Source organism: Moritella dasanensis ArB 0140 (assembly GCF_000276805.1).
In the GTDB taxonomy this organism is placed as follows: Bacteria; Pseudomonadota; Gammaproteobacteria; order Enterobacterales; family Moritellaceae; genus Moritella; species Moritella dasanensis.
Genome location: NZ_AKXQ01000026.1, coordinates 39,404 through 53,824 on the forward strand (window position 1 = coordinate 39,404; position 14,421 = coordinate 53,824).

At 40.1% G+C, this 14,421-nt stretch carries 11 protein-coding genes; 8 read left to right on the forward strand and 3 right to left on the reverse strand.

Annotated features, from left to right (window positions below):
* Positions 1-19: 19 nt before the first annotated feature.
* Positions 20-1,804: an aspartate--tRNA ligase gene (gene aspS, locus A923_RS0118135; RefSeq protein ID WP_017223113.1), complete on the reverse strand. Its 1,785-nt coding sequence runs from the start codon at positions 1,802-1,804 to the stop codon at positions 20-22.
* Between the two features lie 371 nt (positions 1,805-2,175).
* Between aspS and cmoA the strand changes: the two genes are divergently transcribed.
* From cmoA to A923_RS0118165, 6 genes are all read left to right on the forward strand, one after another.
* A complete protein-coding gene (gene cmoA, locus A923_RS0118140; RefSeq protein WP_017223114.1) occupies positions 2,176-2,904 on the forward strand; it encodes a carboxy-S-adenosyl-L-methionine synthase CmoA in 729 nt (242 codons plus the stop codon).
* A gap of 135 nt (positions 2,905-3,039) precedes the next feature.
* Positions 3,040-4,032 carry a tRNA 5-methoxyuridine(34)/uridine 5-oxyacetic acid(34) synthase CmoB gene (cmoB, locus tag A923_RS0118145; protein WP_017223115.1) on the forward strand — a complete coding sequence of 331 codons (993 nt, stop codon included), beginning with the start codon at positions 3,040-3,042 and terminating at the stop codon, positions 4,030-4,032.
* Positions 4,033-4,132: 100 nt separating this feature from the next.
* Positions 4,133-4,948, forward strand: a complete 816-nt coding sequence (locus A923_RS0118150) for an ATP-dependent zinc protease family protein (RefSeq protein ID WP_017223116.1) — start codon at positions 4,133-4,135, stop codon at positions 4,946-4,948.
* Between the two features lie 433 nt (positions 4,949-5,381).
* Positions 5,382-6,182 carry an ATP-dependent zinc protease family protein gene (locus A923_RS0118155; RefSeq protein WP_017223117.1) on the forward strand — a complete coding sequence of 267 codons (801 nt, stop codon included), beginning with the start codon at positions 5,382-5,384 and terminating at the stop codon, positions 6,180-6,182.
* A gap of 2 nt (positions 6,183-6,184) precedes the next feature.
* The gene (locus A923_RS0118160) at positions 6,185-7,681 is read left to right on the forward strand and encodes an inactive transglutaminase family protein (RefSeq protein ID WP_017223118.1); all 1,497 of its coding nucleotides are present in this window, start codon (positions 6,185-6,187) and stop codon (positions 7,679-7,681) included.
* On the forward strand, positions 7,681-8,643 hold the full coding sequence (locus tag A923_RS0118165) for an alpha-L-glutamate ligase-like protein (RefSeq protein ID WP_017223119.1): 963 nt from the start codon (positions 7,681-7,683) through the stop codon (positions 8,641-8,643). The genes A923_RS0118160 and A923_RS0118165 overlap by 1 nt, the downstream gene beginning before the upstream one ends.
* Before the next feature lie 137 nt (positions 8,644-8,780).
* Here the strand turns inward: A923_RS0118165 and A923_RS0118170 are convergent, their stop codons facing one another.
* Both A923_RS0118170 and A923_RS0118175 read right to left on the reverse strand, forming a co-directional pair.
* On the reverse strand, positions 8,781-9,074 hold the full coding sequence (locus A923_RS0118170) for a DUF406 family protein (RefSeq protein ID WP_017223120.1): 294 nt from the start codon (positions 9,072-9,074) through the stop codon (positions 8,781-8,783).
* A 175-nt stretch (positions 9,075-9,249) separates the two neighbouring features.
* Positions 9,250-9,777 carry a ferritin gene (locus A923_RS0118175; RefSeq protein WP_017223121.1) on the reverse strand — a complete coding sequence of 176 codons (528 nt, stop codon included), beginning with the start codon at positions 9,775-9,777 and terminating at the stop codon, positions 9,250-9,252.
* 342 nt (positions 9,778-10,119) lie between these two features.
* On the opposite strand from A923_RS0118175, the gene adhE reads away from it, so the two are divergent.
* Both adhE and A923_RS0118185 read left to right on the forward strand, forming a co-directional pair.
* Positions 10,120-12,771, forward strand: a complete 2,652-nt coding sequence (gene adhE, locus A923_RS0118180) for a bifunctional acetaldehyde-CoA/alcohol dehydrogenase (protein WP_017223122.1) — start codon at positions 10,120-10,122, stop codon at positions 12,769-12,771.
* Positions 12,772-13,103: 332 nt separating this feature from the next.
* Complete coding sequence (locus tag A923_RS0118185; protein WP_017223123.1) at positions 13,104-14,375, forward strand: cyclic di-GMP phosphodiesterase; 1,272 nt, start codon at positions 13,104-13,106, stop codon at positions 14,373-14,375.
* The last annotated feature ends 46 nt before the right edge of the window (positions 14,376-14,421 follow it).

Consider the following 14,421-nt stretch of genomic DNA (forward strand, 5'->3'; position numbering starts at 1 on the left):
TATGTAAGAGTAACGCAGATTACTCAGCGTCAGTCGCTTGTTCTTTTACTTTCTTCACTACAGCAATGCTTAGCTCTTCAAGTGATGCAGGGTTTGCTTCACTTGGTGCTGATGTTAATAAACACGCAGCTGTTGTAGTTTTAGGGAATGCGATAACGTCACGGATGTTATCAGTACCTGTTAGCAACATAGCTAGACGGTCTAGACCAAATGCTAAACCAGCATGTGGCGGCGTACCGTATTTAAGTGCTTCAAGTAAGAAACCGAACTTGTCTTGTTGCTCTTGCGCTTCGATACCTAAGATTTCGAATACCGCTTTTTGCATTTCACCTTTGTGAATACGCACAGAACCACCACCAACTTCATAGCCGTTAATAACCATGTCGTAAGCATCAGAAATAGCGTCTGCAGGGTTAGCAAGTAACTCTGCTGCGTTAAGATCCATTGGCGCAGTGAATGGGTGATGAACCGCGTGCAAGTTACCTTCGCCATCTTCTTCAAACATTGGGAAGTCAACAACCCAAAGTGGTTTCCATTCGCTTGAAGTCAATTCTAAATCAGTACCGACTTTAAGACGAAGTGCGCCAAGTGCTTCAGTTACAATTTTGTTTGTATCTGCGCCGAAGAAAATGATATCGCCGTCTTGCGCGTTAGTACGCTCAAGTAATGCAGTGATAACGTCAGCAGATAAGAACTTAGCGACTGGAGACTGTACGCCTTCAGCGCCAGCTGCAACGTCTTTCACTTTCATCCATGCCATGCCCTTAGCGCCATAGATGCCAACAAATTTAGTGTATTCATCAATTTGCTTACGAGAAAGTTTAGCGCCGCCAGTAACACATAATACCGCTACACGACCTTTCGGGTTGTTAGCAGGTTCTGCGAATACTTTAAATTCAACATCTTTTAGGATATCAGCAACGTCAACAAGTTCTAACGGGTTACGTAGATCAGGTTTATCAGAACCAAAACGACGCATTGCTTCAGCATAAGTCATGCTCGGGAACGCTGGTAATTCAACGTCCAAGATTTCTTTCCACATGCTGGTGATTAAACGTTCAGTCACTTCACGCACTTGTGGTGCAGTCATGAATGAAGTTTCAATATCTATTTGCGTGAATTCAGGCTGACGGTCAGCACGTAAATCTTCATCACGGAAACATTTAACGATTTGGTAATAACGATCAAAACCAGACATCATCAACAGTTGCTTAAATAACTGTGGTGATTGTGGCAGTGCAAAGAATTGACCTTTGTGTGTACGGCTTGGTACAAGGTAATCACGTGCGCCTTCTGGCGTTGCTTTCGTTAGTACTGGCGTTTCAATATCAAGGAAACCGTGGTCATCCATGAAACGACGTACGAAGTTACTTGCTTTAGCACGGATCTTTAAACGGTTGCTCATTTCTGGGCGACGTAGATCGAGGAAACGGTGCTTAAGACGTTGTTCTTCAGTATTCACTTGGTTGAAATCAAGCGGCAGTGCTTCAGCTTTATTGATAACTTCAAGCTCTAGACCTTGAACTTCAATCGCGCCAGTTGCCATGTCTTTGTTTACTTGGCGTTCATCACGTGCGCGAACTTTACCTGTAATTTTTACACAGAATTCGTTACGTAATTGGCTAGCACGTTCAAATACAGCAGCTGCATCTGGATCATAAACAACTTGTACAATGCCTTCACGGTCACGTAAATCGATAAAAATAACACCGCCTAAATCACGACGACGATTAACCCAACCACACAATTCAACCTGTTGGCCGATATGTGCTTCATTTACTTGTCCGCAATACACTGTGCGCATCTGTATAATCCTACTAATCGATGGATCGGGTTGCCACTTTGGCAACCCTCAAAAAATTACCGTTATTGTAATAGAAATTAGCACCGCAACCAATACTTATACTCAAACATCGTAAAGTAATCCCAAAACTGCTTACCGTTATAGCCAAACTCGCTAATAACCCGGTTATTCACGCCGCTTGTAATTGTCCCTTGTTGGTTAAATAACCGTTATTTTATTAACATAAAAATCATTATTAACGCTGAAAAAACCAACACGACGGCGAAACAAGCAAATTATTCCACCTATATGCGGTTTAGCTAGAGACAAAGCCAGTCATTTTAACTAAAATACGTCGCCTTATTTTGCTAATTTTATTGCAGGTTATAACAATGCAACAACGCGATCAGATTTTCTCAGCCCCGTTAGATCAAATCGGTGATTTCACCTTTGACGAACGTGTTGCAGAAGTATTTCCGGATATGATAAAACGTTCTGTACCCGGTTACTCTAATATCATTTCTGCGATTGGCATGATGACCGCGCGTTATGCGCAAGATAATACCCAACTTTATGATTTAGGTTGCTCACTGGGCGCTGCCACGATTGCCATGCGCCGTAACGTGCAAGCAAGTAATTGTAATATCGTTGCCATCGATAACTCGCAAGCAATGCTTGAGCGTTGTGAACGCCATCTATCAGCTTATAAAAGTAATACGCCAGTACAAGTATTGTGTGATGATATTTGTGCGGTGGATATCAGTAACGCATCTATAGTCGTGTTGAATTTTACCCTGCAATTTATTCCATCAGCAGAGCGCCAAGCACTCTTAACCAAAATTTATGCTGGTTTAGTTCCTGGTGGTATTCTAATCCTGTCAGAGAAATTTTGCTTTGGTGATGAAAAGGTCAATGATTTACTGATCAATTTACACGAAGATTTTAAACGTGCGAATGGTTATAGCGAGTTAGAAATCAGTCAAAAGCGTAGCGCGATTGAAGATGTTATGCGCCCAGATAGTATTGAAACACACTTGAAGCGTCTTAAAGATATTGGCTTTAGTAGCGCCAATTCTTGGTTCCAGTGTTTTAACTTTGGCTCTATGGTTGCCATTAAATAACGCGACACGATGCATAATATTATCGGACAACTGTCGCCTGAGCATAAATAGCAAATTGCACGATACACCCAATTAATTTAAGCAGTAGCATTAATTCAAAGCTGTAATATCAATTAAGAGTAATATAGGTTACCCATGATCGACTTTTCAAATTTTTATCAGATAATTGCAAAAAATAAATTACACCATTGGTTATATACCCTACCTGCACAAATGCACGAGTGGGAACGCGAACACAAACATGGTTTTTTACCGCGCTGGGAAAAGGTACTAAAAAAGCTGCCTAAAATCGAAACCAAGCACGTTAACATTACCGATAAATTTGAAGTCGGTTTACCCGGTGAATTAAGCGAAAGCGACCTGCTTAAAACAGAAAGCCTATTACAAAAATTCCACCCGTGGCGTAAAGGCCCATTCAACATACACGGTATTCATATTGATACAGAATGGCGCAGTGATTGGAAATGGGAACGTTTACGCGAGTTTATCTCGCCGTTAAAATACCGTTATGTGCTTGATGTCGGCTGCGGTAGCGGTTACCACATGTGGCGCATGCTCGGTGACGGTGCAGAATTTGTTGTGGGTATCGATCCAAGCCAATTGTTCTTAGTGCAATTTGAAGCAATTCGTCATTTTGCCAATAACGACCAACGTGTGCACTTATTACCCCTTGGTATTCAAGAATTACCTAAATTACGTGCCTTCGACACAGTTTTCTCGATGGGCGTACTGTACCATCGCAAATCGCCAATTGATCATATTGAACAACTTAAAAATCAGCTACGTGATGGTGGCGAATTAGTCCTTGAAACATTAGTCATTGACGGTGACGACCAAGCCGTATTAGTCCCTGGCGATCGTTATGCACAAATGCGTAACGTATGGTTCTTACCAAGTTGTGCAGCACTCAAACTTTGGGTTGAAAAACTCGGGTTTGAAAATGTGCGTATCGTTGATGTTTCCGATACCAGTATCGAAGAGCAGCGTGCAACGGAGTGGATGAGAAACGAATCGTTAGTTGATTTTCTGGATCCAAACGATCACAGCAAAACGGTTGAAGGCTACCCGGCACCTAAACGTGCGGTATTAATTGCCACTAAACCGTATGCAGAGCAGTTAGACGAATAACCTGATATCTAAGCGCCTGATGCGGCGCTTAGATTTAATATAGCGCATTAAGTGATGCTTATTGCCCACGGTTTAATTTAGAGTAGAGTTAGAGTTAGAAATGGATACTATCAAAAACCCTCGTCAATTAATGGCTGCAGTCATCATTAGCGCCCTACTTTCAGGCTGCGCGAATGTGGATCAATTTCTTAATCAAGGAGAGACCGCAGCGCTACTGAAATCTCAAATTGAACAACAGAGTGAACAAATAACGTTATTAGTTGAACAACAAAATACTATTTTAGCTGAATTACAAAAACAGCCAGCTTTATTTGCTCACCAAACACAAAACATTAGCCAGCTTAACAGCAAGCTCGAAGATTATGTGCAATTACGCCAACAAGTCATCGACAATAGCGAGAGCATAGCGACTTGCCAAGCCGATAAAAAAACTCAATACAGCGATAACCATCTGTCTCTTGCGCAGTCAACCGAAGGGATAACACCGCTGGAGAAAAGAGTGATAGGCTCAGAAGAACTGGTCTTGCTCGATGATCTAAAAGAACAATATAAAGCCCGTATTGATACAGGTGCAACGACCTCATCATTAAACGCGACCAACATTGTTGAATTTGAACGTGATGGCAAAAAATGGGTCCGCTTTAACTTCAATCAAAGTCTCAATGATGACCAAGTCATTGAAGCCAAAGTGGCGCGTACTATTTTGATCCGCCAAGCCAATAGCAGTGAACCAACACGCCGACCGATTATCGAACTGCCGGTGCAACTTGGTGATATCAAAACGCTGACTGAATTTACCCTCGCCGACCGTCGTCACATGTCATTTCCAGTATTACTTGGCCGGACATTCTTAAAAGACATCGTCATCGTTGATGTAGCGCGTACTTACACATCTACCGAGTCCATTACCCAGTAATACACACAGAGTGCGAGGCTATACACTAAGCTCGCACTTTCTTCGTTATAATGACCTTCCATACGTACTGCCCTATGCATCTTAATCAAGCTCCCCCTCATTCAGATAGAAACCATTAAAACACCCCGACAAATTGCTATTTGTAAGTAACTGCCGTATAAATAATTGATATATAACTATTGTATTAGACATGTTTCACACTTCTTGTGTGTAATAATACCGTTATTATGAACATCTAACTTAAAAACAACTATAATCGATGACATAACATTAATTAAATAGATGATGATTTTTAGATAACTAAGCATATTTTTAAAATATAAAATCACGCTTATTTTAAATAAATATACTGTTTATAGTCGAATGACGGAACTATTATCCCACTTTGATGAACTAACCCTCTTTTTCAGCAGTCAACAGGGCCAAATACCTAATGAAAAATACAACGACAACTCGCACATTAAAAACATCAAAAATCGCTATTGCTAGTGCTCTTAGCCTTGTATTTTTAAATGGCTGTGCCATGACACAAAACAAAGCGAATACCGATATTGTCAGCAAGCAACAGGCGCAAATAGAAACAATTTTGCAGCAACAACAACAAATATTAACGACATTACAAGCACAACCAGATAAATTCAGCGAGCAAGATAAAGCCATTACCAAGCTGACGGAGCAACTTGACGGTCTGGACGCGACTACATCCGTGAAAAAAACCACCGCAATCGTAATACCAACAACAAAAGCAAAAATCGACATCGCTGGTAAAGTTATTCTTGGCCAAGAAGAGTGGATTTGGTTTGACCAATTACAAACTAACTTCAAATCGCGTGTCGATACCGGCGCAACAACTTCATCATTAAATGCAACTGACATCGTTAAATTTGAACGTGATGGTCGTGATTGGGTTAAATTCAATTTATCGCATAAAGATGATAATGAAGTGTTTCCAATTGAAGCACACGTTGTCCGTACCGTTGAAATTCGTCAAACTAATGCCGTCAAAGCGTTGCAACGCTATGTTGTCAGCTTACCCGTTGAGCTTGGCAGTATAAAGACTGAAACAGAATTTACCCTAGCCGACCGTAGTCGAATGACGTTCCCTATCTTACTCGGCCGCACTTTCTTAAAAGACATTGCCATTGTCGATGTTGCTCAAGAATATACTCAACCGAAAAAGAAACCGACTTCTAATAAAAAACAACCTACTTCAGCTAAAAAAGGGACTAACTAATCATGCCTTCTAAGATCCCATTTCGCATTTTTGTTGCGATACTTTTTCTACTCGGTGTTGGCAGTATTGCACAGCGCCATTACAGTGGAGAGATCCCTTGGTTACCGGGTGAAACTTACTCGACGTGGATGATTGAAGCGAAGGTTGAATTTACCGCTCAAGGCGATGCGGTTAACGCGTCTTTTGCGACCCCTTCAACACAAAGCAATTTCACCGTTTTAAATCAAACAGCGGCGTCGCCAGGTTATGGCTTATCGTTTGTTGATGACCGTGCGCAGTGGACAATTCGTAACGCTGACGGTAAGCAAGATCTATACTACAAAGTGAATGTACTCACTAATGATATTCCATTAGATGTGGTTAATGAACAAGATGTCAGTATTCATAAAACCACTTGGCTACCACCTTATGACATAGCGGCAGAGCAACTTGTTAGTAGTGCAATGGAAAAAAGCGCCGATGCATTCTCATATAGCCGTGAATTATTGAAATTACTTTCGGGTGATGATTTAGGTCAAAATGCCAAGTTAATGCTACAACAAAATAGTAAAACTAATTTGTTTGTGGCGTTACTTAATGAAGCGAATATACCCGCATTACTGGTTAAAGGTTTATACCTTGAAGATGGTCGTCGTCAACAACAGCTACAACCCTTTGTATTAGTGATTGGCGACGATGAAAGCCGTTTAATTGATGTGAAATTAGGTAAAAGCGCAGATGCAAAAAACCTGCTGCTTTGGGAACAAAATGGCGAACCAACATTAGATCTTATTGGTGGCTCTAATTCTCGCGTGAGTTTCTCTATCATCCAACAGACTCAGCCTGTTATGCAGGTACTGAAAGAGAAAGCTGACGATACCGATCTGTCAAACTTCAGCATCTACAGTTTGCCGCTCGAAGAACAAGCACTGTTTAAAGGTATTTTACTTATTCCATTAGGTGTCATGATCGTGGTGATGATGCGTATTCTTATTGGTTTACGTACATCAGGTACTTTCATGCCAGTATTGATCGCGATGGCATTTGTACAAACCAGTCTGGCAACGGGCTTAATCGGCTTTACCTTGATCGTCGGTATCGGCTTAGTGATCCGCTCTTACTTGTCGCGATTAAACTTGCTGCTTGTCTCACGAATATCCGTGGTTATTATTACAGTGATCGCCATTATTTGCTTATTCTCGGTACTGTCATACAAGATTGGTTTAACAGAAGGGCTTAAAATCACCTTCTTCCCAATGATTATTTTATCTTGGACCATCGAACGTATGTCAATTCTATGGGAAGAAGAAGGCGCGAAAGAAGTCTTTGTACAAGGTGGCGGTAGCTTATTCGTTGCCGTACTTGTCTATCTAACCATTAGTAATGAGCTATTACGCTATTGGGCATTCAACTTCCTTGGCTTGCAACTTATCATTATGTCAATCATCTTAATGTTAGGTACTTACACTGGCTATCGTCTGCTAGAACTGCGCCGCTTTAAAGACATGCAAGGTGACTAATGATGACATTTTCATTTTTAAAAGAGTTCGCTCAACCGCGTAAATTGAAGCAGCAAGGTATCTTGGGAATGAACCAGCGTAATAATATGTATATATCACGCTACAACCCAAGAAAACTATTTCCGTTAGTCGACAATAAATTAAAGACCAAAGAAATAGCTGAACAAGCTAACGTGAGCACGCCAGAACTGATTGGCGTGGTCGACAGTCAGCACAAGGTTAAATCTGTAGACAAAATGATTGCAGGGCTTAGCGGCTTTGTAATCAAGCCAGCCAAAGGCTCTGGTGGTAAAGGTATCTTAGTGATCACCAAAGTTGAAGGTGGCCGCTATTACAAACCCAGTGGCAGTGAATGTTCAATGGATGATATTGAACGCCATTGCTCAAATATCTTAGCCGGCCTATTTTCACTCGGTGGTGGTATCGATGTCGCCGTTGTTGAAGCGCTTATCGTCTTTGATGATAGCTTTGAAGGTTATAGCTTTGAAGGTGTGCCAGACGTACGTGTGATCGTATTTAAAGGCATTCCGATGATGGCGATGATGCGTTTATCAACGTCGATGTCAGATGGTAAAGCCAATTTACACCAAGGCGCTGTTGGCGTGGGTATTAACATCACCACTGGTGAAGCGTTAAACGCCGTACAGTATGACGAAATGGTAACTCATCACCCTGATACACAAAAAGAGTTAGCACTACTCAAAGTGCCGCACTGGGAAGAAGTTATTCGATTGGCCGCCCAATGCTATGACATATCAGGCTTGGGTTATTTAGGGGCCGATGTGGTCTTAGACCGTGATCATGGGCCGATGTTATTAGAATTGAACGCCCGTCCTGGACTGGCGATTCAGATTGCCAATGGCATGGGGTTACTACCAAGATTACAACAGATTGAAGCCGCGAATACCGACAGTATGGATTTAGACCAACGTCTTGCCTATTGTAAACAACATTTCGGTTAAATTTTGATTAAAGAGATGAATAAAACGACATAATAAAAAAGGCATATAGTTAGCGCTATATGCCTTTTTTTATTCAATAACCCATCACGTGTTTATGACGAAATAAACGTTATTGAATATCAAATTGCTGCAACAAATTAAGCCATTAAATGGCGTAAGTTCATTTCAAAAATCATTTTTTCAGCAGTACAATTAAATTGTAACGTCACCAAGTAAGCATTTTCACCCTGCGCAGTAAAATCAATCGTGACTTCTTCATCAAATTGCTCATTAACATACGCTTCAAGCTCACTGCGTTTTTCATCTGCAGCAAGTTGCGAGTCAAAGGAAATAGGGAAAGATAGCTCGGTATCGTCAGGCTGAATAATGCTACCAATTTCGGCAAATGCACCACAGCAATCTTTAATATCAGTGTTGTTATTATTCGACATAATTATTCTACCTATTAATTTAAATTTACGTTCTACCTCAGCAACCATACCACTAAAGTATAGGTTCTAAAAACAAAAAACCGCGTATACCTGAGTATAAGCGGTTTTATATTAAAATAGTCGACTTTTTTAGCGAATATGAATGCGTTAGCTAAAAGTACTAAATACTAAAAAATTAAATAGTAATTGGCGTTGGTGCAGGCGCAGTACTCATTGCTTTTAATTCTTGGTCCATAATAAAGAGACCATAACCGTTATCAACACCAACACGGCGGATTTGGCTAACGATACCATTAAATAATGCTTCTTCTTCTGTTTGCTCTTCCATTAATGTATTCAGGTGAGCAACAGATTGGAAATCTCTTAGTTCGTGCGCCAAACCAAGGATTTCAGAAATAGATTCAGTGATCATCACTTCATGATCTAACGCTTGGTTAAATACATCAAGTAGATCGGTAAACTCAGACTCAGCAGCAGGAATCGCTTCCATTAATGGTTGAATGCCACGGTCGATCATGTAGCGGAATAATAACTGCGCATGTACTTGCTCTTCAGCTGCATGCTTATAAAAGAAATCACCCGCGCCAATAAAATCAGATGCGTAGCAAAAAGATGCCATGCTGCGATAAAGATGAGAAGCAGTAAATTCTTTTGTCATTTGTTGGTTAAGCGCTGTCGCCATAACCGTAGATAATTTTGGCATAGTATAAAATCCTTTAATAAACAGTTCAGGCAATGCTACCGCAACGTGTCTTAAATTAACAATAACTTTGTCAAATTAAGCAATTTTTTCTAATATTAACCATACGACACCAATAAGTCCTACCAGAGACAATATTGAAATAAAATTACATAATACGTAAATATCTAATATTTATGACCCAGTTAACACTCTTATGAAAATATAATACGTTATTTTACTACAATTGATCTAGATCACTTTTTAATCCTCAAAATTACCTATACTCCAAATCAAAGGTATTCATTAAGAGGTAACACTTTGTAAATACTTTTTAAGATTTCAAATTAGTTTTAAGGGAAATATATGACTGTTAAAAATGTTGAAACGCTAAATGCAATGGTTGCTAAAGTAAAAGCAGCACAACAAGAATTCGCTACATTTAATCAAGAACAAGTAGATAAGATTTTCCGTGCAGCAGCACTTGCCGCTTCTACATCACGTATCCCGTTAGCGCAAATGGCTGTTGAAGAATCAGGCATGGGTGTATTAGAAGATAAAGTAACTAAAAACCATTTCGCATCAGAGTACATCTACAACAAATATAAAGATGATCTTACTTGCGGTATTGTCGCTGAAGACAATGTATTCGGTACTATTACCATCGCAGAACCAGTTGGTATTATTTGTGGTATCGTGCCAACAACGAACCCAACATCTACCGCTATTTTTAAATCATTAATTTCCCTAAAAACTCGTAATGCGATTATCTTCTCGCCACATCCACGTGCAAAAAATGCAACTAATACAGCCGCTAAAATTGTATTAGACGCAGCCGTTGCAGCAGGTGCACCAGCGAATATTATTGGTTGGATTGACGAACCGTCAGTTGAACTATCAAATGCATTAATGCATCACAATGATATCAACCTTATCCTTGCAACTGGCGGTCCAGGCATGGTTAAAGCAGCTTACTCATCAGGTAAACCTGCGATTGGTGTTGGTGCGGGTAATACACCGATTGTTATTGATGAAACAGCAGATATTAAACGTGCTGTATCTTCAATCTTAATGTCAAAAACATTCGATAACGGCGTTGTATGTGCTTCCGAGCAAGCGGTTATTGTGGTTGACGAAGTATATGACGCAGTAAAAGCCCGTTTCATCACACATGGCGGCTATATCTTATCGAAGAAAGATGCAGATAAAGTACGTGAAATCGTGCTAATCAACGGCAACATGAACCCGGCAATCGTTGGTCAATCTGCAATTAAGATTGCTGAAATGGCAGGCATTAAAGTGCCACCTTTCACTAAAGTACTTATTGGTGAAGGTCCTGAAGTACACGTTGATGATGCATTCGCTCACGAAAAACTATCTCCAACGTTAGGTATGTTCCGTGCTCGTGATTACAATCACGCCGTAGAACAAGCAATCACGATGGTTGAAATTGGTGGTATCGGTCATACATCAGGTATCTACACAGACCAAGATGCAAATGAAGACCGTATTAAAGACTTCGGCGATAGAATGAAAACCGCTCGTATCTTGATTAACCAACCAAGTTCACAAGGTGGTATCGGTGACTTATACAACTTCGGTCTAGCACCATCACTAACGCTAGGTTGTGGTTCATGGAGTGGTAACTCTATCTCTGAAAACGTAGGTCCTAAGCACCTTATGAATAAAAAGACTGTGGCAAAGCGAGCTGAAAATATGTTATGGCATAAACTTCCAGAATCAATCTATTTCCGCCGTGGTTCATTACCAATTGCAATGGATGACCTTGTTGGTAAAAAACGTGCTTGTATCGTAACCGATAAATTCCTATTCAATAACGGCTATGTTGATGATTTAGTTGCAATTTTAAAAGAAAAAGGCATTGATACTGAAGTATTTTACGATGTAGAAGCAGATCCAACACTCGCAGTCGTTAAAAAAGGTGTTGCTGTGATGAACAGCTTCCAACCTGATGTTATCATTGCATTTGGTGGTGGTTCACCAATGGATGCAGCGAAGATCATGTGGGTAATGTACGAACATCCAGAAGCGCACTTCGAAGATCTTGCAATGCGCTTTATGGATATTCGTAAACGTATCTACAAGTTCCCTAAAATGGGTATCAAAGCAAAATTAGTGGCGATTACAACAACGTCTGGTACCGGTTCTGAAGTAACACCGTTCGCCGTAGTAACAGATGAAGTAACGGGTCAAAAATACCCTATTGCTGATTACGAACTAACACCGAACATGGCTGTTATTGACGCAAACTTAGTAATGAACATGCCAAAATCATTAACGGCCTTTGGTGGTTACGATGCAGTGACTCACGCACTTGAAGCTTATGTTTCAATTCTAGCGAACGAGTACTCTGATGGCCAAGCACTACAAGCAATGAAATTATTGAAAGAATACTTACCAAGTTCTTACAAAAATGGTGCTAAAGACCCAATCGCACGTGAAAAAGTACACAACGGCGCAACAATTGCGGGTATCGCCTTTGCTAATGCTTTCTTAGGTGTTTGTCACTCAATGGCACACAAAATTGGCGCTGAATTCCATATTCCACACGGTTTAGCAAATGCATTACTTATCACTAACGTTATTCGTTATAACGCCACTGATATGCCAACGAAACAAGCAGCATTCTCACAATACGACCGTCCGAAAGCACGTGCTCGTTACGCTGAAGTTGCAGAGCACTTAGGTTTCCGTGAAGGTAAAACAGCAGACAAAGTGAATGCATTACTAAACTGGTTAGACGAGCTTAAGACTGATTTAGATATTCCTAAGTCAATCCAAGCGGCTGGTGTAAACGAAGCAGATTTCCTTGCTAAAGTAGACCAACTAGCAATCGAAGCATTCGATGATCAATGTACTGGTGCTAACCCACGTTACCCATTAATCAGTGAGCTAAAAGCATTATTACTTGCTTCTTACTACGGTCACGACTATCAAGAAAGCTATGAGTTAGAAAAAAAAGCGGCTAAAAAAGAAACCGTAAAAAAACAGTCGTAAAGTAATACACTAATAGTTATCACCAACAGCGTGATAACTATTACCTACAAAGGTGTGGTTTTTAAGGTTTTATTAAACAACCTTATACTCCACACCTTTTTATTATGTATACAGTAATAACATTATATTTATTTATGCCAACCTAAAATCTCATTATTAATAATAAAATCCGCGAAAAGATAACTAGCCCACACCTCACATATTTAACTTTGATAAGACTAAAGTTATCCCCTATAATTATTTTAACTGCATTTTCAATATGCTACTCAATAAACACGTCACGATATTTAACTCTATTTATATAAACGGATTTAGATAAGCAAAGGTAAGTAATGGTAAATGTCTCATTAGCGATTAAAGACCTACAAGTAGGTCATTACATTAATCTTCCAATCGGTTGGACATCCCACCCTTTTATCCTCAATTCATTTTTAATTAAAGATGCCAAACAGTTACGAATATTACAGCATCTCAGTTTAGAGACAGTTTCGGTCGACCTATCTCGAAGTAAAATAGCGCAGACACCAACATCAGCAGCCGCTCCTGCATCATTACAGCCAACACAAAATGTCCAAGCCTCGGCAGAGGCATTAGCACAACAAGCTGTATTCCAAAAAAGAGAAGAGCAGCACACACAATTATCACAGCAGCAAGCCTGGTGGAAACAAATTCGCCATACTCGTTCAAAGTACCAAGAGAAGATCGTAATTCTCAAAAATATTTACAGCAAACTTAGTTTGCAACCTGAAAAGGCAATGGAACTATTAGAATTACTCTCGGGTGAGTTAACTATCGCCTCAGAGCAACAACATGATTTTAGTTTCGTGTTATGCAATGAGGAGATATCAAGTGATACCCTTTATCAAAATGCGATGAATGTGGCAGTACTCAGTACACGCTTGGCACAGCAGTTAGCTTTTAGCAGACAAGATATCGCGATCATTACTCAGACAGCCTTACTCAGTCAGTTTGGTATGCTATGGGTTCCCGCTTCAATTCGTAATAAAAAGTCTGAACTAACAAAACCTGAAGTCAATTACCTCAAACAACATCCAGCCTATGCAGCGCAAAGATTACAAGGTATAGATTCACTGCCTGATATCGTTGTTCATAGTATTTTACAAGTCAATGAAAAGTTTGATGGTAGCGGTTACCCGCGCGGTTTCAAACAAGATAAAATTTCCAAGTACGCACAATTAATTGCTATCACCACCCGTTATAACGAAATGTGTAACGCCAATTTACCGCAACACCGTTATTCGCCACACCTTGCTATTGGTCTTTTGTTTAAAGTCGCCAATAAGCATTACAACAAAGCCTATCTTGAACAGTTTATTAAAATGATCGGTATATACCCGGTAGGTACCATTGTGAGTTATGATAACAATCAAGCCCTTGTACAAATGAGTATTATAGATAGTCTGCGACACCCACTCATTGTCGATTTTAATGAGCTTGAACCGATAAAAAAACAACCACTTTTACGCGATTGTGGTGATGATGACATTGCGATAACTAAAGCAATGAGCAGTGACAATATTGACCCTGCACACTCCACTAAATTTAATTTAGCCCAGCGCTGTAACTTATACTTCCCCAGCTAGCACTAGGCACAGTCAGATATCATAGATAACAGCTACTGTTAATCTA